The sequence below is a fragment of the Eoetvoesiella sp. genome, from assembly GCF_035555955.1.
Lineage (GTDB): Bacteria > Pseudomonadota > Gammaproteobacteria > Burkholderiales > Burkholderiaceae_B > Eoetvoesia.
Genome location: NZ_DATMGA010000060.1, coordinates 1 through 19,005, shown reverse-complemented (window position 1 = coordinate 19,005; position 19,005 = coordinate 1). Strand labels below are relative to the sequence as shown.

Annotated in this window: 18 protein-coding genes and 1 tRNA gene; 8 read left to right on the top strand and 11 right to left on the bottom strand. The window is 62.7% G+C overall.

Going from position 1 to position 19,005, the window contains the following annotated elements:
- Positions 1-34 precede the first annotated feature (34 nt).
- The 3 genes from VNT00_RS14035 to efp all read left to right on the top strand — a co-directional run bounded on the left by VNT00_RS14035 (position 35) and on the right by efp (position 3,055).
- Positions 35-1,240 carry a DUF2863 family protein gene (locus tag VNT00_RS14035; protein ID WP_325588502.1) on the top strand — a complete coding sequence of 402 codons (1,206 nt, stop codon included), beginning with the start codon at positions 35-37 and terminating at the stop codon, positions 1,238-1,240.
- A 54-nt stretch (positions 1,241-1,294) separates the two neighbouring features.
- Complete coding sequence (earP, locus tag VNT00_RS14030; RefSeq protein ID WP_325588501.1) at positions 1,295-2,416, top strand: elongation factor P maturation arginine rhamnosyltransferase EarP; 1,122 nt, start codon at positions 1,295-1,297, stop codon at positions 2,414-2,416.
- Between the two features lie 81 nt (positions 2,417-2,497).
- Positions 2,498-3,055 (top strand): elongation factor P, encoded by a 558-nt coding sequence (gene efp / locus VNT00_RS14025; protein WP_325588500.1) that lies wholly within the window; start codon positions 2,498-2,500, stop codon positions 3,053-3,055.
- A gap of 26 nt (positions 3,056-3,081) precedes the next feature.
- Here the strand turns inward: efp and VNT00_RS14020 are convergent, their stop codons facing one another.
- The 8 genes from VNT00_RS14020 to VNT00_RS13985 all read right to left on the bottom strand — a co-directional run bounded on the left by VNT00_RS14020 (position 3,082) and on the right by VNT00_RS13985 (position 13,504).
- Positions 3,082-3,576, bottom strand: coding sequence for a DUF1178 family protein (locus VNT00_RS14020; protein ID WP_325588499.1), 495 nt, complete (start codon positions 3,574-3,576; stop codon positions 3,082-3,084).
- 79 nt (positions 3,577-3,655) lie between these two features.
- Positions 3,656-5,410, bottom strand: coding sequence for an ABC transporter ATP-binding protein (locus VNT00_RS14015; protein WP_325588498.1), 1,755 nt, complete (start codon positions 5,408-5,410; stop codon positions 3,656-3,658).
- Positions 5,407-6,870, bottom strand: a complete 1,464-nt coding sequence (locus VNT00_RS14010) for an ABC transporter permease (protein ID WP_325588497.1) — start codon at positions 6,868-6,870, stop codon at positions 5,407-5,409. The genes VNT00_RS14015 and VNT00_RS14010 overlap by 4 nt, the downstream gene beginning before the upstream one ends.
- A 14-nt stretch (positions 6,871-6,884) precedes the next feature.
- Positions 6,885-7,862, bottom strand: coding sequence for an ABC transporter permease (locus VNT00_RS14005; protein WP_325588495.1), 978 nt, complete (start codon positions 7,860-7,862; stop codon positions 6,885-6,887).
- On the bottom strand, positions 7,859-10,075 hold the full coding sequence (locus VNT00_RS14000) for an ABC transporter substrate-binding protein (RefSeq protein WP_325588541.1): 2,217 nt from the start codon (positions 10,073-10,075) through the stop codon (positions 7,859-7,861). Before VNT00_RS14000 ends, VNT00_RS14005 begins: the two co-directional genes overlap by 4 nt.
- Positions 10,069-10,674 carry a thermonuclease family protein gene (locus tag VNT00_RS13995; RefSeq protein WP_325588493.1) on the bottom strand — a complete coding sequence of 202 codons (606 nt, stop codon included), beginning with the start codon at positions 10,672-10,674 and terminating at the stop codon, positions 10,069-10,071. Before VNT00_RS13995 ends, VNT00_RS14000 begins: the two co-directional genes overlap by 7 nt.
- A gap of 150 nt (positions 10,675-10,824) precedes the next feature.
- On the bottom strand, positions 10,825-12,465 hold the full coding sequence (locus VNT00_RS13990; RefSeq protein WP_325588491.1) for an isovaleryl-CoA dehydrogenase: 1,641 nt from the start codon (positions 12,463-12,465) through the stop codon (positions 10,825-10,827).
- Between the two features lie 43 nt (positions 12,466-12,508).
- The gene (locus VNT00_RS13985) at positions 12,509-13,504 is read right to left on the bottom strand and encodes a magnesium and cobalt transport protein CorA (protein WP_325588490.1); all 996 of its coding nucleotides are present in this window, start codon (positions 13,502-13,504) and stop codon (positions 12,509-12,511) included.
- A gap of 162 nt (positions 13,505-13,666) precedes the next feature.
- Here VNT00_RS13985 and VNT00_RS13980 point away from each other — a divergent pair, with 162 nt between their 5' ends.
- Positions 13,667-14,041 (top strand): DUF423 domain-containing protein, encoded by a 375-nt coding sequence (locus VNT00_RS13980; RefSeq protein WP_325588488.1) that lies wholly within the window; start codon positions 13,667-13,669, stop codon positions 14,039-14,041.
- A gap of 10 nt (positions 14,042-14,051) precedes the next feature.
- Positions 14,052-15,098 (top strand): adenosine deaminase, encoded by a 1,047-nt coding sequence (locus VNT00_RS13975; protein WP_325588486.1) that lies wholly within the window; start codon positions 14,052-14,054, stop codon positions 15,096-15,098.
- Between the two features lie 48 nt (positions 15,099-15,146).
- Here VNT00_RS13975 and VNT00_RS13970 read toward each other — a convergent pair whose 3' ends face one another.
- Positions 15,147-15,356, bottom strand: a complete 210-nt coding sequence (locus VNT00_RS13970) for a cold-shock protein (protein WP_325588484.1) — start codon at positions 15,354-15,356, stop codon at positions 15,147-15,149.
- Positions 15,357-15,538: 182 nt separating this feature from the next.
- On the opposite strand from VNT00_RS13970, the gene VNT00_RS13965 reads away from it, so the two are divergent.
- Positions 15,539-16,102, top strand: a complete 564-nt coding sequence (locus tag VNT00_RS13965; RefSeq protein WP_325588482.1) for a DNA-3-methyladenine glycosylase — start codon at positions 15,539-15,541, stop codon at positions 16,100-16,102.
- A 126-nt stretch (positions 16,103-16,228) separates the two neighbouring features.
- On the opposite strand, the gene VNT00_RS13960 is transcribed toward VNT00_RS13965, so the two are convergent.
- Complete coding sequence (locus VNT00_RS13960) at positions 16,229-16,867, bottom strand: NAD(P)-dependent oxidoreductase (protein ID WP_325588480.1); 639 nt, start codon at positions 16,865-16,867, stop codon at positions 16,229-16,231.
- Between the two features lie 153 nt (positions 16,868-17,020).
- Here VNT00_RS13960 and VNT00_RS13955 point away from each other — a divergent pair, with 153 nt between their 5' ends.
- The gene (locus tag VNT00_RS13955; RefSeq protein ID WP_325588478.1) at positions 17,021-17,932 is read left to right on the top strand and encodes a LysR family transcriptional regulator; all 912 of its coding nucleotides are present in this window, start codon (positions 17,021-17,023) and stop codon (positions 17,930-17,932) included.
- 99 nt (positions 17,933-18,031) lie between these two features.
- Here the strand turns inward: VNT00_RS13955 and VNT00_RS13950 are convergent, their stop codons facing one another.
- Positions 18,032-18,481, bottom strand: coding sequence for a DUF3293 domain-containing protein (locus tag VNT00_RS13950; protein WP_325588476.1), 450 nt, complete (start codon positions 18,479-18,481; stop codon positions 18,032-18,034).
- Between the two features lie 222 nt (positions 18,482-18,703).
- Between VNT00_RS13950 and VNT00_RS13945 the strand changes: the two genes are divergently transcribed.
- A tRNA-Arg gene (locus VNT00_RS13945) sits at positions 18,704-18,780 on the top strand.
- Positions 18,781-19,005 lie beyond the last annotated feature (225 nt).

The following is a 19,005-nucleotide window of genomic DNA, read 5'->3' as shown; positions in this document are numbered from 1 at the left end:
ATGCACTTTTAACAGCTTTCAATCGTATCCACTCATGCCCCGTATGCCCCTCCCTCACCACCACCGTCTGTCACGCGACACCCAGCGCCTGGCCAAGCTGGCCCAATCGCTGGCGCTCTCGGGCAGCCGGCTCGAAGACATCTACTGGGAAAACCTGCTCGGCGCCCAATTATCGCGGCTTCTACAGGGTAAAAAGAACCAGGCCATCGAGCACGCACTCGACTACCTCCTGGCGAACAACGTCAACGCCTACGAGATCCTGATCGAACAGGCGGAAACGCATTCCGAATCGGCCACGCTGTTGGCCGACGAACAAGCCTACGACATCCTGCTGTTCGCGGCGCCCGCCGTCGTCTGGACCCGCTACCAATTGCCCGCGCAGTACTCGCTGCGGCACAATCTTTCCGCCATCGAACAGCAGCTGAAAACGCATATTCTGGCCCCGGCCGCAAAACTGGCCCTGCTGGACGAACTTGTCAGCTTCGACCAGATGCCGCAAACCTTCCACGACACCTGGGCCTGGACCCACCGTCTGGGCCAAAAGGCGCTTGGCCAAAAAGCCGAGGCCTGCGAAATCCGCTCCATACCCAGCAACGAAGGTATGCTGGCCGACGCCCGCTTCGTCGTTGGCGCCGTTGCCGTTCCCAAGGGCCAGCCGCTATTCCTGTGGCAAAGCGACGACACCGCCGCCGTCACGCGCGAGCAATGCCTGGAAAACTGGACACAAGCCAGCGCGGCCACCATCACTCCCATGTTCACCGGCTGCTCCATCGAATACCTGCTGCCCGATGCCTACTACATCAACAGCCGCGAGGCCGACCGCCGCATACGCCCCCTGGCGCTCAAGGCCGCGGTCACCTGGCTGCAAACGGTGGCCCGCCTGCCGGGCGACGAACTGCGCGCCACCATCGCCGCCTGCGGCGACAACGTCATCGAAGAATACCGGGTGGGCTTCAGCACCCAGCACAGCAACGACATCATCTACGGCAGCATCTGGCCCGTTCTGAGCAAGGAAGAATCCGTCGCCGACAGCATCAATGCCGAACAGGCCGATATTCCCGATGAAATCGCCGCCCTGCTGAACGAAATGGGCGTCGTCGACGTGCGGCGCTTGTCCGGGCTGTATGCCGTCGAATTCTGCGACGACTGCGGCGCGCCGTATTTCCCCAACCCGCTGGGCGAAATGCTGCACCCCGAGCTGCCCGAAGAAATCGACCTCGATCCGGTTCATCTGCACTGATCGCCCCGGGCCCCGCCAGCCCGGCGGACGCCGCGAGCACGCAGGCTTCCATCCATGCCAGCCGCCCCTCCAAGCTTCGACATTTTCTGCCGGGTCGTCGACAACTACGGCGACATCGGCGTATGCTGGCGGCTCGCCCGCCAATTGGCTAGCCTGAATGCACCCGCCCCCGTCAGGCTGTGGGTGGACGACATGCAGGCCTTTGCCCGCATCGAACCCGCCGTCGATGCCGGGCAAGGCATGCAAGCGGCGCGGGGCGTCGAAATCATCCACTGGTCGCACGACCTTCCCGAACTCGCCCCGCACGACGTCGTCATCGAAGCCTTTGCCTGCGAGCTGCCTCCCAACTTCGTATCCCGCATGGCCGACCGGGACAGCCTGTGCATCAACCTCGAATACCTGAGCGCCGAAAAATGGGTGGAAAGCTGCCATGCCATGCCGTCGCTGCAGGCCAATGGGCTGCGCAAATGCTTCTACTTCCCCGGCTTCACCCCCGCAACCGGCGGCCTGCTGCGCGAACCCGGCCTGCTGGAAACACGCGACGCCTGGCTGTCCCGGCCCGGCGAGCGCTGGCGCCTGCTGCAAACACTGGGCATGCCGGATTCCTGGATCAAGGGCCTGCAATCGGGCTGGCGGCAGGCCTATCTGTTCTGCTACCGCAACGCGCCTGCCGAGGCCCTGGTACAGGCGTTGAACAGCGGGGCCGAGCCCAGCGTGCTCATCGTTCCGGAGGGCGTCTATCCTTCGCTGGCGGACCTGGCCGCCAGCCATGTCCATGTCTTTGAAGCCCCCTTCGTATCCCAGGAGGATTTCGACCGCCTGCTATGGAGCAGCGACCTGAATTTCGTGCGGGGCGAGGATTCGCTGGCGCGCGCCATATGGGCCGGCAAGCCATTCGTCTGGCAGATTTATCAGCAGGAAGACGCCGCCCACCTCGAAAAGCTGCGCGCGTGGCTTGACCTGGCGCCTTTCGGCCGCCAGGTCGAACCGCTGACGCTGGCCTGGAACACAGGAAATGCCGCCGACGCTGGCACGGCGCTGCAAGCCCTGCTGGCTCGCGACGCACAGGACGCATGGCGCCGGCAGACACGGCAATGGTGCGACGAACTGGCCGCCCGGACAGGGCTGGCCGAGTCGCTTGTCGGCTTCTGCGCGAAAAATCGGGGAAAAGAGTAAAATTATGCGTTTTATCAGTCTCGCTCCGGCCCCTGGTGGCCCATCCATGGAGCACTAAATTTTCCGGAGTAGTCATCAAAGATGAAAACAGCACAAGAATTACGTGTTGGCAACGTTGTTATGGTCGGCAGCGAGCCGTTGGTCGTTCTGAAGACCGAATACAATAAATCGGGCCGCAACGCGGCCGTCGTGAAGCTCAAGTTCAAGAATCTGCTTACATCCTCGGGCAGCGAATCGGTTTACAAGGCCGACGAAAAATTCGAGATCGTCGTGCTCGAGCACAAAGAGTGCACCTACTCGTATTTCGCCGATCCCATGTATGTGTTCATGGACGAAGAATACAACCAGTACGAAGTCGAAGCCGAAAGCATGGGCGATGCGCTGAACTTCCTGGAAGAAGGCATGACGGTGGAAGTCGTGTTCTACGAAGGCCGCGCCATTTCGGTCGAACTGCCCACCATCATCGTGCGCGAAATCATCTACACCGAGCCCGCCGTCAAGGGCGATACCTCGGGCAAGGTGCTCAAGCCCGCAAAAATCAACACCGGCGTCGAAATCGCCGTGCCGTTGTTCTGCAATATCGGCGACAAGATCGAAATCGATACGCGCACCAGCGAATACCGCAGCCGCGTCATGTAATTGTTGCCGCCCTGCCCCGGCCGGGTTTACTGCAGGCGGTCGTCGTCGAGGTAATCCGGAATGGGCAGCACGGCAATGCCGTCGCGCACCAGCGACTCGCGCTCTTGCGCGGTCGCCGTGCCGCGAATGGCCCGGTGCTCGATTTCCCCTTCGTGCATGCGCCTGGCTTCCTGAACGAAATTGCCGCCGACATCTTCGGTGTTGCGCACCAACTGGCGCATGTACTGCATGACCTGAGCCTGCAGCCTGGCCAGTTGTTCGGCCCCGGGCGCCGCAACAGGATGCGCGCCGCCACTATCCTCCATCGATACCTGCCCGCCGGCCCCGCGCTGGGCGTCGGCCTTGCCGTGCCCCATATTCAGGCGCGGCGCCGAAAGCTTGCGGCTGATTTGCGTGCTTTCGCACATGGGGCAGCTCAGCAGGCCCTTGGCCTGCTGGGTTTCGTAGTTTTCGTGCGAAGCGAACCAGCCTTCGAAGACGTGGCCGAACTCGCACTGGAGGTCGAATACTTTCAGGGACATATCCACTACTTTGGGGCTCGGCCAGGAAAAACAAGGCCTTGTCGCCCCATTATAAGCGTTGCGGCTCCCCCGCGCGGCCCTACAGGCGAGGCACCGCCGCCAGCAGGCGCCGCGTCTCGGCGTGCCGGGGAGACTCCAGCACGTCCCGGGTTGCCCCTGTTTCGACGATGCGCCCCTTGTGCATCACCGCGATGCGGTCGGACAAATACTCCACCACGCCGAAATTGTGAGTGATGAATAAATACCCCATGTTGAATTCCTGCTGCAAAGCTTTGAGCAGCTCGAGTATCTGCGCCTGAACCGACACGTCCAGCGCCGAAGTCGGCTCGTCGCAGACCAGCACCTGGGGCTCCACCGAAAGCGCCCTCGCGATCGCAATGCGCTGGCGCTGGCCGCCCGAGAACTCATGGGGATAGCGCCGCACCGTATCGCGGGGCAGACCCACGCTGTCCAGCAGGTTCTGAATGCGCGCCCGGCGGTCGTCCCGCGAGCGTTCGGGCCGCAGAGCCGCAACGCCCTCCTCCAGAATGTCGCCCACCAGCATGCGCGGATTCAGCGAGGCATAGGGGTCCTGGAAAACGATCTGCAGCGATTGGCGCAAGCGCTTCAAACTGGATCGGCTCGCCGTGAACACCGGCACCCCCCCCAGCTCGACCTGGCCGCCGACCTGCGCCTGTTTCTCCAGCAAACGCAGCAAGGCCTTGGCTGTCGTCGTCTTGCCGCAGCCCGACTCACCCAGCAGCGCCAGGGTTTCACCCGCCACGACGTCGAACGACACGCCATCGACGACCGGCGTCATGTCCGCATGGCGGCCGAACAGACCCTGGCGCCGTGGATAAGCCACCGTCAGGTCCCTGACGGCGAGGATCGCGGCAGCCGTGTTCGAAGAAAACCCCTGAAGCCCGCTGCGGGAATCCGTCGTGCCTGCGCCGGGAATCGCGACCTCGGCCGGGGCCGCGCCAGCCTCACCCGGCAGCGGTTCGCCGGGGTTGAGCAGGGAACGCCCGCGTTTGGCGAAAGTGGGAATGGCCGCCAGCAACTGGCGGGCGTAGGGATGATCGGGCGAACGGAAAAAAGCCGGCGCATCGACTGTCAGGACGATCTTGCCATCGCGCATCAGGGCGACATGGTCGGCAACCTGCCTGACCACGGCAAGGTCATGGGTGATCAGCAGAATGGCCAACCCCATCTCGCGCTGGACGTCGGCCAGCAACTGCAATATCTGCGCCTGCACGGTCACGTCCAGGGCGGTCGTGGGCTCGTCGGCGATCAATAGCCGGGGCTGCGCCGCCAGCGCTATGGCGATCATCACTCGCTGCTTCTGCCCCCCGGAGAACTGAAAGGGGTAGTCGTTGAAGCGCCGCTCGGGCTCGGGGATGCCCACTCGCCTAAGCCAGTCCACGCCGCGCTGGACTGCCTGCGCGCCCCGCAGCGGCGTGTGGGCATGCAGGACTTCCAGTATCTGCCGGCCCACCGTCATGACGGGATTCAAGCTGGTCGAAGGCTCCTGGAAAATAATGCCGATCCGCCCGCCGCGCACGGCGCGCATGCGCGATTCGGGCAGGCGGTTCAGGTCGATCTGCTCGAGCTCGACCTGGCCGGCGACAATTCGCCCCGCCTCGGGCAAGAGACGCAGCAAGGCCAGCGCCGTCATGCTTTTGCCGCAGCCCGACTCCCCCACCAGCGCAAAGGTCTGTCCGCGCGCAACAGCAAGGCTCAGCGCGGCAACCGCATCGCGAACACCTGTGTCGCTTTCGATGCGCACCGACAAATCGCGCACCGACATCACGATGGAGGAATGGGCGGCATGCCCCGGCTCGTCGCGCATCGTCATGCCTCGTCCTCCTGCATTGCTTGCGGCTTGCGATCCCCCGCCCCCGGGCGCCGGGCACGGAACCGGCGCACGCGCGGATCGAAGGCATCCTGCACGGCATCCGCCAGAATATTGGCGGACAGCACCAACGCCAGCAGGAACACGAAAGCCGTCAGAAGATTCCACCAGATCATGGGATCGCGCGACATTTCAAGCCGCGCCGCATCGATCATGGTGCCGAACGACGGCGTGGTCGGATCCACCCCTATGCCCAGGTAGGACAGGACCGCCTCGTAAAGCACCAGCCCCGAGAACTCCAGCACCATGGTGATCAGGACGATGTGCATGACGTTGGGCAGAATATGCCTGAGCATGATCCGCCAGGACCCCAGGCCGAAGGCCCGGGCCGCCTGCACGTACTCCAGTTCGCGCAGTTTAAGGGTCTCGGCCCGCAACAGCCGGCACAACCCGGCCCAGCCCGTCAGTCCCAGAATCAGGCACAGCAGGAACAGGCGCAGGTCCGCGCGCGCCGCGACGGTTGGAAACAGAGCGGGGTTGCTGTCGATATAGACCTGCATCATCAAGACGCAGGCGGCGATCAGCAGCACGCCGGGTATGGACGTAAGCGTGGTGTAGAGATACTGGATGGCATCGTCGATCCGGCCGCGAAAATACCCCGCCGAAATGCCGAAAATCAACGCTGGCGGCAGCATGGCCAGCGTGGTCAGGGTGCCGATGACCAGCGCCGTGCGCAGGCTTTTCAGCCCCTGGCGCAGCACGTCGTTGCCGGTGCGGTCCGTGCCCAGCACATGATAGTCCAGGCTCAGTGAAACAGCCATGCCGGCCAGCACCGCCAGCACGCAGAACATCACCCACATGGCGCGCCAGGGAATGTTCGTTTCGCCCCGCCTCCAGCGCCTCCAGGCTCCACGCCAGGAGCCCTCGCCGCGCGCGCCCGCCAGAATCATAAGCACCGCCATCGCCGCGCCGGCGGCCAGTCCGGCCACGGCGCCGGCGACGGCGCGCCTGAGCACGTCGGCGCGGTGGTCGCTGTCCTGCTTCAGGCGGGTGCCGGCGTGCTTGAGCCGCGGGTAGTCGCGCACCGCCTCGCCGTCGATGAACTGGGTTTCCTTGGTGAACTGCCTGATGGCCAGCGGCGCCGAGTAGGTGGCTTCGGACTGTCCCATCTGCGTCAGGGACAGCAGGTCGTCCAGCGCCGAGCGTAAAACCGGCGAGTACACGGCTGGCGCATTGCCCGCGGAGGGCGACAGCAAAGGTCTGTAATGCACGGAATCCAGCACGCCGAGCAGCACAAAGACCCCCAGCATCATGGCCGCGCACATGGCCGGCGGCCGGCGGCCCACGGTCGCCCAGGCGGCGCGCAGCGACGCACTGCGCGCCGCCCTGAACCCATAAATCAGGACGCCCGCCAGAAGGCAGAATATGAAAATATCGGTCCACAGGAAAACGAAGTCTGGCATAGTGTCGGCAGGCCCTAATCAAACCTCACCCTGGGATCGGCCAGCGTATAGGAAATATCGGCCAGGATCAGCCCCACGATATACAAGGCCGAGCCCAAAAACACCATGGCCCTTACGATGGAGAAGTCCTGGGCGTTGATGGCGTCGATGGTGTAGCTGCCCAGGCCCGGGATCCCGAAGAAGGATTCCGAAATCAGGCTGCCCATGAACAGCAGGGGCAGCGCCGATACGGTTCCGGTAAGTATGGGCAGCAAGGCATTGCGCAGCACATGCCGGAACAGCACGACATGTTCCGCCAAGCCTTTGGCGCGGGCCGTGCGCACATAGTCCTTGCCGGCTTCTTCCAGGAACAGGGTGCGGTAGAAACGGGTCTCGCCCCCAAGCCGGGAGACAATGCCCACCAGTACCGGCAACGCCAGAAAGCGCACGCTGGCCCAGCCATCGATAAAGCCCGAATAGGGAACCCAGCGCAAGACCTTGGCGAACAGCCACTGCCCCGCAATGATGTAGAACAGGCTGGATATGGACAGCAGCACCACGCACAGCACCACGCCGTAGAAATCCAGCGGCGTGCCCCTGAAGAACACCAGCAGCACGGCCAGCACGATGCAGGCGAACAAGCCCAGGATGAATGTCGGCACGGCCAGGGCCAGGCTGGGCCACATGCGCTGGGCGATTTCATGGCCGATGTCCCGCCCTCCGTCGGAAAAGCCGAAATCGAAGCGCAGCAGCGGCAGCGACCGTTCGTAGAACACGGTATCGGTCAAGGCCGCGGCGCCCTTGGCCTGGGCGTTGAATATCAGCGGCTTGTCGTAGCCGCGCTCGGCCTTCCATTTTTCGATGGCGTCCTGGCTGACCCGCTGGCCGCCGATGGAAAGGCGCGCCATGTCGTCGGGCGTGTTCACGGCGAAAAACAGCGCGAAGGTCAAAAGGTTCACGCCCACCAGAATCAACACGCCGTACAACAGCCGCCGGAAAACATAGCCGATCATGGACGCTCCTTTGAAGAAGCGTGGCCGCCCAGGGCGGTCAGCGCCTCGCGACGCCTGATGACGCGATAGGCGGGATAGACGCCGGCCAGCAGCAACGCCAGCAGCAGCCAGGCGGGCCACCAGACCGGACGATTCCATTGCCGGATTTTTTCGGCCCGCATCGCGGGATCGAGGCGATAGTACTGCAGCGTATTGCGCACCATCTGCGTCGGCTTGGCATTGTGCACCCAAGCCTGGTAGGCCCCGCCCGATTTGGGAAAATAGCCGAACATCCAGGGCATGTCGGCCTGGACGATAGCCACCATCTTGTGAATGATCGCGTTCTTCTCGGGGCCGTCGTCCAGATACCGCATCTGCTCGAACAGTCGGTCGAACTCGGGGTTCTCGTAATTGGAGGCGTTCTCGCCGCCCTTGCCCGCCTTGGCATTGGGCCCGTAGAGCAAGAACAGGAAGTTCTCGGCATCGGGATAATCGGCTACCCAGCCCCACATGAACATCTGCGTGCTGCCCCGGCTCATCTTGTCCTGGAAACGGTTGTAGTCGGTCGCCCTGACTTCGAGTTCGACATTGAGGGCCTTCAGTTGCCGGCGCATCCAGTCCAGGGTAGCGCTGGAGCCCAGGCCGCCGGCCGAATCGAAATGCAGGATCAAGGGCTTGCCCGTGACCGCATCGCGCCCATCCGGGTATCCCGCCTGCGCAAGCAACCGCCTGGCTTCATCCAGCGATCGCCGTTCGGCATGCCCGTCTTTATAGACATACACGCTTTTGTTCAAGCCTTCGGGGGGAGGCTGGTAGCCGGGCACGCCGGGCGGGATCGGGCCCTGCGCCACCTGGGCCTGGTCATTCTGGAAGATGGACACATATTGCTCCCAGTTGAACGCAATGCTGATGGCCTGGCGCAGCTTGCGGTTCTTTTCCTGCTGCTCGGGCGTTGCGCCCTTGCCCACCACCGGGTCGAGCCAATTGAAGCCCAGGTAGTAGATCTGCGCCTCGGTCGAGGTAAGCAGCTGCAGGCCGTGATCCTTGTACAGCGCCGCCTTTTCGGCGGAATCGCCCGCTGCCACCCGCATGGCCACGCCGTAGCCGCCTCCATCGACTTCGGGAATATCGTAATACCCTTGAAGAAACTTGCCCATCAGCGGCACGCTTTCTTTTTCCAGAGAAAACACGATGCGGTCGATGAACGGCGTGGGCTTGCCGCAATCGGCCAGCAGCCCCGCCTGCTCGTCGCCGGGCGCCCCCTCGCAAGGATAGGGATCGCCCCGGAAATTCGGGTTTCTGGCCAGGACATGGCGGCGATTGGGGATGGATTCGACCAGCATGTAGGGCCCCGTCCCGACGGGCCAGGTATTCAGCGACAGATCGTGCGCGGCCATTCCCGGCTGGGCGTAGAACCGGTCGGCCTCCCAGGGTATGGGCGCCGTAAAGGTCATGGCCAGCCAGTACTTGAACTGCGGGTATTTTCCCTTGACCTTGATGCGCAGCGTATGGCTGTCAAGCGCCTGGACGCCGTCGAAAGCGTACTTGCGCAAATCCAGCCACTGTTTTCTTGCGCCGGCGGCCTGATCGATCTTTTTAAGACGCTGCCCGTATTCGCGCATGCCCACGATGTGTCCGGCCAGTACCGAAAACGCCGGCGACACCACGCGAGGACTGGCCAGGCGCCGGAAAGCATAGACGTAATCGTCGGCCGTCAGTTCGCGCGTGCCGGTGCGGGGAAAATCGGGAATGCCGAATTTATTTTCCAGTTCGTGGCCGGCCAAAGGCCAGTACACATATTTGCCCGATGCGTCGCGCGCGAACGCGGGATGCGGCGCAAACAGCACGCCCCGCTTGATGGGAATGTCGTACACGCTCAGGGCGACGGACTGGCCGGGCGCATCGTCGGGCAGGCGCCGGCCGTCCTTGTCATAGTAGACGGCGGGCACGACAGCGGCAGCCGCCTTGGGTATCAAGCGGTAGGGGCGCTCCAGATAGGCGTATTGATACAGCGGATCATAGATCGAATAGGTAAACGGGGTTTCATCGGTCGAGTACGAGCTAGCCGGATCCAGATACTTGGGCGAACGCTGCGCAAAAGCGGTATACAGCACGTTGCGGCCGGCGGAATCGCGCTCGTACGGGCTATTGACGGCGACTCGCGAGCAAGCCGCCAGAAGCAGCGCCAGGCACAGGCAACACAGCCGCTTGCCCAGCCGCCGCGCCGTCAGCATCGGCCTTTTTTCCAGCAGCCATAGCGCCAGGCCCAGGGCTTGACCGGATCGGGATCCCGCCACAGGCCCAGCCGGGCTTCGCGCGCCTTTTGCTCCAGCCCCGGCAGGGATGGGTCGCGCATGAACTTGCCCCGCCCTTCCATATTGGCCCAAGCCATGCCGGCAGCGACCTGGCGCTGGTTGGCGGTGCTGCCATCGGCAAGGGGAACGTTGCACACATTGCGGCCGTACTGGTCTTTTTCGTAGCAATCCAGCGCCAGCGTTTTGCCGGCGATGAGGTCGGCCAATGCTTTCTTCGAAGCCTGGCCCATGGGCTGGCCCGGGCGCTCGCGGCCCTTGCCCGTTTCCGGCGCATCGATGCTCGCCATGCGAACACGCTGCTGCCGGCCATCCACCATGATCGTGAAGGTATCGCCGTCGGCCACATGCACGACCCTGCCGCGCAGGTGAAAGGCAATGTGGCTGCGCTCGCCGCCGGCGGCAGGATGTTCGTAGGCCAGCGCCGCGCCCTGGCCCGCCAGCACCAAAGCCAGCGCGGCCAGGCCAAGCCGTACGGAATACCACCGGCCCGGCGGCAAAAAATACTGCAATACCCTCATGACTTCCTCGCGTGAACCCGGCCTATGACTACCGTGCGGTTTGATTGACTCGAATACGGCGGCCAATCGGACGACGCGCCGGCCTGCTTTCGAAATACTAGCTGGATTATACGTACGCCCCCCTGCACGGTACAGGGGCCACGCGGCGCTCTACGTGTGCCAGGCCCGCTGAATGACGGCGGCCGGGGCGACTTTGCCGGCCGTCACGCCATACACACGCCCGCCCGCGCCTGAAAAGCGCGAAGCCACGAAGGCATCGGCCGCCATGGTCGTGGAATGGCGCCGCAAAAGACCTGCCTGCACCAGCAGCACCAGTTGCTGCGCCACAAACCGGGCGCTGGACTCCAGTTCCTGCCCTTCCAACCGGAAAACCCCGGCCAGTTCATCGACCGCCCGCTCCAGCAAAGGCTCTCCTGCCGCATCATCCCGTAGCGAGGCCAGCAAGGCCTCGGCCAGATCCGGCTCGCGCCGTAAAGCCCGCAGCACATCCAGGCACATGACATTGCCGGATCCTTCCCAGATGGAATTGACGGGCGCCTCGCGCAGCAGCCGGGGCATGGGGCCGTTTTCGATATAGCCATTGCCGCCCCAGACCTCCATGCATTCGGCCGCGGCCTCGATGGTGCGCTTGCAGACCCAGAACTTGGAGGCCGGCGTCAACACGCGGCGATAGGCCCGCTCCAGCACCGAACCGGACTCGTCGAACGCCCGCGCCAGGCGCAAGGCCAGCATGGTCGCCGCTTCGCTTTCCAGGGCAAGGTCGGCAAGCACGCTGCGCATCAATGGCTGCTGAACAAGCAGCTTGCCGAAGGCCATCCGGTGCCTCGCATGATGCAAGGCCTGGACCACGGCCTGGCGCAACAAGGCGGTGCTGCCCAGCACGCAATCCAGGCGCGTGTACGATGCCATCTCGACCAAGGTGGGAATGCCCCGGCCGGGCTCTCCGACCAGAACCCCGTAAGCGTCCTGAAACTCGACCTCGACACTGGCGTTGGAGCGGTTGCCCATTTTGTCTTTGGCCCGCTGGATGCACACCGTGTTCTTGCGCCCCTCGGGATGCCAGCGCGGCACGAAAAAGCAGGAGAACTGTTCTTCGTGCGAGGCCAAAACCAAATGGGCGTCGGACATGGGCGACGAAAGAAACCACTTGTGCCCCGTAATGCGATAGGCGCCGCCCCGCCCGCCCACGCCCAGCGGTGCCGCGCGTGTCGTATTGCTGCGCAAGTCGGAGCCGCCCTGCTTCTCCGTCATGCCCATGCCGACCATCATGCCGGTCTTGGAGGACAGCGGGCCGTCGGTTTCGTCGTACTGCGACGAATACAGCAGCGGCCTGATGGTTTCGAACCACGGCTCGTTGCGCAGGACGGGAATGGCGGCCGAAGTCATGGTCACGGGACACAGCGACCCCGCCTCGACCTGGCCATGCAGCAGATATGTGGCGGCCCGCGCAACGTGGGCGCCGGGCCGAGGGTTCGCCCACGCCGACGAGTGCATGCCCTGCTGGAAGGCCATGCGCATGAACTGGTGCCAGCCCGGGTGAAAAACCACACGGTCGACGCGCCGGCCGACGCGATCGAATATTTCGGCCTCGGGAGCATGGCGGTTTATCTCGGCCGCCAGCACCAGGGTTTCGCGGCGGCCCAGCAGCGCGCCGTATTCCGTCAAGGCCGCCTCGTGCCAGCCTGCGCCTTCGCGCTGCACCGCCTGCTGCAGAATGCGGTCGGCCTGGTATAGGTTGTAATCGTCCAGGTCTGGAACCTGGTTCGTTATTTCATGCGTCGTCCAACTCATGATGCCACCTCGCTTTCTTGCCGCGGCCGCGCGGCCATCGGCATTACAGCCAGCCGGCCTTCCTGAACCGCCAGAACAGAATACAGCACACACCAAACGTCGCGCCCAGGACCAAAGGATAGCCATAGGGCATGCTCAGCTCGGGCATGTCCTTGAAGTTCATGCCGTAGATGCCGGCGACGGCCGTGGGCACGGCCAGAATGGCCGCCCAGGCAGCCAGCTTCTTGGTGATGTCGGTTTGCTGCGCCTGCCCTATCATGAGCCCCGCCTCAAAGGCAAAGGCCAGCGCATCGCGCAGGCTGGCCACTAGTTCGTTGACCCGCGTGACCCGATCGGCGACTTCGCCGAAAAACGCGCGGCTGTCCGGATCGACGTGCTTCATGTCGACGCGCGCCAGGCGCCGGCATATTTCGGCCATGGGCGCAATCGCCGTATACATGCGCAATAGATCGCGGCGCAGCTTGTACATTTTGCGCACATCGTGGGGATGAAAACCCCGCAGCAGGAATTGCTGCTCGATGGTTTCAACGCCCTTTTCCATGTGGTTGATGGCGGTCACGTAATGATCGACCAGCAAATCAAGGACCGCCGATGCCACGTAATCGCTGCCGCGCCCCAGCAATTCGGGCGAGTTCTGCAGATGGTCTCGCAAATCGGCGTGACCTTGAGTCGTGCCGCGCCGGATGGTAATAAGAAAATTGGGGCCTACCAGTATCTGGGTTTCGCCGAAGCTGGGGCGCAAATGAGCGACTTCCACCGTGATGGCGACGACCAAGGTAAGCACATCGTATTCCAGGATTTTGGGCCTGCGATGAGGCTCGAGGATTTCCTCGATGGCTCGCTGCGTAAACCCCAACTGCCCGCCCAGGCTGCGCACGACTTCGGGCGACGGCTCTTTCAGCCCTATCCAGAGCAGGCTGCCATCGTCGGCAATATGCTTGCCCGCTTCGTCCAGGGGCACCTCCTGGGCGGGTTGGCCGCGGCGATACAATACCGACGCGACAACGCAGGAAGCCGCGGCTTGATCGGGTGTGGGCATATCCGCCATGAAACTCCATCCTTTATGCTAAAACTGTTTCTTGCCTGCCGCGGACGCCTTGCCATCCGCCCGGCCGCGCGAAAACGGCGGCATCACCCATGATATTGCAGCCGCAAACAATCCGAAAGACTTGACACCCAGCCCCCTGAAAGGAAACTTCGAATGACGGACCGCCAGCTTGTCGTTGTAGCCGCCCTGACCCTGCTTGTCGGCGTTGCCGCGGGCGCATTCGGCGCCCACGGACTGAAGCGGGTCATCTCGCCCGATCTGCTGGCCGTATGGCAAACCGCCGTGCTGTACCAGTTGATCCATGGGCTGGGCATGCTGGCCATTGCCGCCCTGGGAGCCCGATTCGGCTCGCCGCTGCTGAGCCTGGCCGGCGGCTTCATGTTTGCCGGCATCGTACTGTTCAGCGGCAGCCTCTACATCCTTGCGCTGTCGGGCACCAAGTGGCTGGGCGCCATCACTCCCATCGGCGGCCTTGACTTCATCGTCGCCTGGGCCATGGTTGCCCTGGCCGCCTACCGGGCCTCGTAAAGGAATCGCCATGAACGCCTCCGCGCCAGACCAGGACCTTGCCGATTTCGTCGCCGGCCTGCCCAAGGCCGAACTGCACCTGCATATCGAAGGCACGCTCGAGCCCGAACTGATTTTCGCGCTGGCCCAGCGCAACGGCATCGCCTTGCCCTACCCTTCGGAGCAGGCCCTGCGCGAAGCCTATGCCTTCACAGACCTGCAATCCTTTCTGGATCTGTACTACGCCGGGGCGGGGGTGCTCATTACCGAGCAGGACTTCTACGACATGACGGCCGCCTACCTGCGCCGCGCCCGCCGCGACGGCGTGCGCCATGCCGAAATCATGTTCGACCCGCAAACCCACACGGCAAGGGGTGTCGACATCCGCATCGTGTTCGCCGGCATTGCGCGCGCGCTGCGCGACGCCCGCCAGTCCACCGGCATCACCAGCTATCTGCTGATGAGCTTTCTGCGTCACTTGACGGAACAAGAGGCTTTCGACACCCTGGAAGCGGCCTTGCCTCTGCGCGAGGAATACGCCGATCTCTGGATCGGCATCGGCCTGGATTCCTCCGAGCGCGGCAATCCTCCGGAAAAATTCGCGCGCGTCTACCAGCGCTGCAAGGAACTGGGCTTTCGCCTGGTGGCGCACGCCGGCGAAGAAGGGCCGCCCTCGTACGTGCGCGACGCGCTGGACATCCTGCATGCCGAACGCATCGACCACGGCGTGCGCGCCGAAGAAGACCCCGAGCTGCTGCAACAGCTCATCGACGAACAAGTGCCTTTCACCGTCTGTCCGCTATCCAATCTGAAGCTGTGCGTGGTGGACCGGCTCGACCAGCACAATCTGGCGCGGCTGCTGCGCCAGGGTGCAATGGTCACCGTCAACTCCGACGATCCGGCGTATTTCGGCGGCTACGTGGCGCAAAACTATATCGCCTGCGCACAGGCGCTGGGGCTTTCGCGCCAGGAGCTGGGCACCCTGGCGCGCAACAGCATCACCGCCTCGTTCCTGCCCGACGCGCAAAAACAGGCCTTGCTGGGCGAGCTGGACGGCTATCTGAAAAAAGCGGTCTGAAAAACAAAAAACCGCCTTTCGGCGGTTTTTTGGGAAGCCAATCGGTTATTAGATAACCTGGATGGATTTGGCTTGGGGACCTTTTTGGCCTTCGGCGGCTACGTAGGAAACGCGTTGGTTTTCTTCGAGCGACTTGAAGCCGGTGCCGAGGATATCGGTATGGTGAGCGAAGAGGTCTTTGCCGCCTGCTTCAGGCTTGATGAAGCCGTAGCCCTTTTCGTTGTTGAACCATTTGACGATGCCAGTTTCTGTTTGCATTATTTTGCAATCCTTCATAATTAAGAGCAACATGCCCTGTGGAACAGACTCTCAAGGAGAAGAATATAAGAGCAAAAAAGTACTGATATGGGTACTGGCTTGTACAAACATCAACGAACTTGAAAATCTGGCCTCATATCATATGAATTCAATCCGAAAAAGTCAATTTAATTTGAAAAACAATGCCTTCCACGCCAAAAATACTTCCCCGGCGGTTTTTCAGCCGGGAAACCACGCAGGTCGCCCGCGAGCTTCTGGGCAAGCTGCTGCTTCACTCGATTGACGGCGAACAGCGCATCGGCCGCGTCGTCGAAGTCGAAGCCTACCTGGGCCCCGCCGATCTGGCCGCCCACACCTCCAAAGGCCTCACGCCCCGCACCCGCGCCATGTTCGGCCCTCCCGGCCATGCCTATGTCTATCTGGTGTATGGCATGCACACGTGCATGAACGTCGTCACCGAGCCCGCCGGCACCGGCACCGCCATACTGCTGCGCGCGCTCGAGCCCGTGCAAAACCTGGCAAGCAAGACCAGCGGCCCCGGACTGCTGTGCAAAGCCATGGGCATTACCCTGCAGGACTATGGACGCGATCTGTGCAGCGACGATTTCCATTTTGCCGAAGATCCCGCCGCCCAGCCCTTCAACATCGTGGCAAGGCCCCGCATCGGGGTCGACTACGCCGGCGAATGGGCGCACAAGCCGCTGCGCTTCTACATGGAAGGCAACAAGTACGTTTCAAGAAAATAGGCGCCGCCCGTGCGATGACGACGTGGCAGCGCCATGAATGCCTTTGCCGGCTTCGGGCATGACGCCGGCGGATGACCACGCGGGCGGCCATTCGCTGACTGCCTGTTTTTAGCTGGCTGCCTGTTTTTAGTAAGCAGCGTGAAAACGCTTGCGCGAGTGGGCCGGCTTTTCCAGTTCGTCGACCATGGCAACCGCATAGTCTTCCAGCGACAGCCGGCTTTCGCCTTTGTCGTCCGTCAGCAGCGTATCGGTGCCCAGACGGAACTTGCCGGTGCGCGTGCCCGGCTCGATGATCGCTGCCGGGCTCAACATGGTCCAGTCCAGCGTATTTTCCTGCCTGAGCAGTTTCAGCGCGTCATAAGCGCCCTGCGCCGTGGCTTTCCACTGCTCGGGGAATTCGGGGGTATCGAGCAGCAGCTTGCCCGGCGCGACCTCCAGCGAAGCGGCGCCGCCCACCACCAGCAAGCGCGGCACGCCCGCCTGCTTGGTCGCGGCAATAATAGCTTTCACACCCTTCACATAGTAGCCGTGAATATCCGCCTGCGCATGGCCGCTGAAGGCGCAGATCACGGCATCGTGGCCGCGCAGCTGGGCCGCCAGCGCTGCCTCGTCCATGACATCTACCTTGAGCGCCACGAGGTTGGCGGCCGGCGCGATTTTCTCGGGGTGCAGAACCAGCGCCGTCACCTGGTGATGCCGCGCCAAGGCTTCGGCCAATATCCTCGACCCGACAAAGCCCGAGGCGCCTATGAGTGCAATCTTCATGAATTTCTCCGCAAATGACAGTTCCCGGTCAACGGACCGGAGCTTCTTTACTACCTTCTGGAAATCATCATCGCATAAGGAGGTTGTATAGATAAACAAATGAATCAATAATTCATTATTATTGATTTCTTATTAATCTTATCAATCGGCACCATGGCGCTTCCCGGACAGATCGATCTCAACGACCTGCTGATATTCGACGCCGTCGTCGAAAGCGGCAACTTCACGGCCGCCGCCGAAAGGCTGGGCGTGGCCGCCGCCAAAATCAGCGTCGAAATCAGCCGGCTCGAATCGCGCCTTGGCATCGCGCTCTTTACCCGCACCACGCGCAAGGTCGTGCTGACCGACGCCGGGCTGGCCCTGCATCGGCAATGCCAGCCCCTGCTGCGCGGCCTGCAGCGCGCCATCGACGAAGTCGGTTCAGGCAAGCCGGAATTGACCGGAACGCTGCGCATCAGCACCACCGTCGACCACGCCGTGCAATCGCTGGCGCCCGCGCTGGCCCGGTTCGCAAAACTGCATCCCGAGCTGCACATCGACTTGCGCACCGACGACCGCATCGCCGATCTCGTCAGCGAAGGCATAGACCTGAGCATACGCCTGGGCTGGCTGCGGGACTCGTCGATGCGCGCCGTCAAGCTGGGAGAGTTCGAGCAATACATTGTGGCCTCGCCCGATTACCTGCGCGGCAAGACGCCGCCCTCGCGCCCCGAAGACCTCCTGGGGCTCGACTGGATAGCCCTGACCCTGCTTTCGGCGCCCCTCACATGGCGCATGACGCACCGCTCGGGCGAAGAGAAAACGCTGCACGTGAAGTCCCGCTTCCGGGTGGATTCCCCCGCGGCATTGCGTTCGCTGCTGCAAAGCGGCGCCGGCGTATCGGTCATCGACCAGCACAACGCGCAGGAAGACATCAAGGCCAGGCGCCTTGTATGGCTGCTACAGGACTGGCAACTGCAAACCGGCGGAATCTACGCCATCTACCCGCCCGGCCGCCACCTCACCAACAAGGTCAGGACCTTCATCGACTTCTACCGCGGCTATCTAGAGAACCTGGCGCATTGACGGCCGGCGAGGATCGAACATCGGCGCATTGCCCCGGCATGCCGGCACTGCACCGGCCTCTTGGCACAACACGCCAGCCGCGGCGAGCCGCACGCCCCATCAACGCAGCAATACCAGGCGGGGCACGGCGCGCGGCCCGCAGCAGACCACCGCATTCTGTTCGTATTTATTGCCCAGGACGCGGGCCTCGTCCCGCGTCAGTCCCAGAACCAGGAAGCTGGACTCCGGCGGCCATGTTCCGGCCGGATGCCGGCCCGCGCCGCAAAGGAACAAACGGTTCATATCCCGCAAGTCGCCGGCCAGTTGCTGCTGACGCCGTGCATTAAGCTGCGCATCGACAAGCCTGCCAAAAGGATTGCAAGCGGTCAGGTAAGCGCTGCAATCGACGCCATGCCGCGCATGCAGCCGCGCGAGCGGCTCGCTGAACCGGCCGATCGTCAGGAAAAAAGGCGTATCGTCCTCGACACCATATTCGGTTTCACGATAGGCCTTCAGGGTTGCTGCATCGATGCAGGAAATGGCCATCCCCTCAAAACAGGTTCCAGGCATTCATTTTCATGCCGGATCCGGGCCCACCATACATGGCGGGCAAGACTGATCTTACCAGCCAGACCTGCCCGGCCGCCTTCGCCGCCCAACGAGATCGCAGGCCTATCCCGCCGGCAACAAGCGCCTCTTCCGAGTTTTTCGCGGATAGTCGAATCCAGCCTGATTTTGCCGCGCCGGAAAAGACAGCGAAAAAAAGTTGTGTTATAGTTATGCCTCTTTACAGCGGCTGTAGCTCAGTTGGATAGAGTACTTGGCTACGAACCAAGGGGTCGTGGGTTCGAATCCTGCCAGCCGCGCCAGAATTACACTAGTCTTATCAACTAGTTAAAACCGCCTAGAGTTCCAACTCTCTAGGCGGTTTTTCTTTGCATGTGTGAGTTTTGGGCTCTTCCCCATTAACGGGGGATCTGGGCATTCATCAAACTCGGTTAATCACACCATTCCAACCGCACTGAGCCAAGACTCTCATGCGGTAATTCTCAAAATTCCTGAACCCGTACGCTCTGCGTGAGAGCATCTCCATT

Coding starts and splice junctions, on each gene's coding strand:
- VNT00_RS14035 (WP_325588502.1), top strand. CDS start 35: ATGCCCCGTATGCCCCTCCCTCACCACCACCGTCTGTCACGCGACACC.
- earP (WP_325588501.1), top strand. CDS start 1,295: ATGCCAGCCGCCCCTCCAAGCTTCGACATTTTCTGCCGGGTCGTCGAC.
- efp (WP_325588500.1), top strand. CDS start 2,498: ATGAAAACAGCACAAGAATTACGTGTTGGCAACGTTGTTATGGTCGGC.
- VNT00_RS14020 (WP_325588499.1), bottom strand. CDS start 3,576: ATGTCCCTGAAAGTATTCGACCTCCAGTGCGAGTTCGGCCACGTCTTC.
- VNT00_RS14015 (WP_325588498.1), bottom strand. CDS start 5,410: ATGACGATGCGCGACGAGCCGGGGCATGCCGCCCATTCCTCCATCGTG.
- VNT00_RS14010 (WP_325588497.1), bottom strand. CDS start 6,870: ATGCCAGACTTCGTTTTCCTGTGGACCGATATTTTCATATTCTGCCTT.
- VNT00_RS14005 (WP_325588495.1), bottom strand. CDS start 7,862: ATGATCGGCTATGTTTTCCGGCGGCTGTTGTACGGCGTGTTGATTCTG.
- VNT00_RS14000 (WP_325588541.1), bottom strand. CDS start 10,075: ATGCTGACGGCGCGGCGGCTGGGCAAGCGGCTGTGTTGCCTGTGCCTG.
- VNT00_RS13995 (WP_325588493.1), bottom strand. CDS start 10,674: ATGAGGGTATTGCAGTATTTTTTGCCGCCGGGCCGGTGGTATTCCGTA.
- VNT00_RS13990 (WP_325588491.1), bottom strand. CDS start 12,465: ATGAGTTGGACGACGCATGAAATAACGAACCAGGTTCCAGACCTGGAC.
- VNT00_RS13985 (WP_325588490.1), bottom strand. CDS start 13,504: ATGCCCACACCCGATCAAGCCGCGGCTTCCTGCGTTGTCGCGTCGGTA.
- VNT00_RS13980 (WP_325588488.1), top strand. CDS start 13,667: ATGACGGACCGCCAGCTTGTCGTTGTAGCCGCCCTGACCCTGCTTGTC.
- VNT00_RS13975 (WP_325588486.1), top strand. CDS start 14,052: ATGAACGCCTCCGCGCCAGACCAGGACCTTGCCGATTTCGTCGCCGGC.
- VNT00_RS13970 (WP_325588484.1), bottom strand. CDS start 15,356: ATGCAAACAGAAACTGGCATCGTCAAATGGTTCAACAACGAAAAGGGC.
- VNT00_RS13965 (WP_325588482.1), top strand. CDS start 15,539: ATGCCTTCCACGCCAAAAATACTTCCCCGGCGGTTTTTCAGCCGGGAA.
- VNT00_RS13960 (WP_325588480.1), bottom strand. CDS start 16,867: ATGAAGATTGCACTCATAGGCGCCTCGGGCTTTGTCGGGTCGAGGATA.
- VNT00_RS13955 (WP_325588478.1), top strand. CDS start 17,021: ATGGCGCTTCCCGGACAGATCGATCTCAACGACCTGCTGATATTCGAC.
- VNT00_RS13950 (WP_325588476.1), bottom strand. CDS start 18,481: ATGCCTGGAACCTGTTTTGAGGGGATGGCCATTTCCTGCATCGATGCA.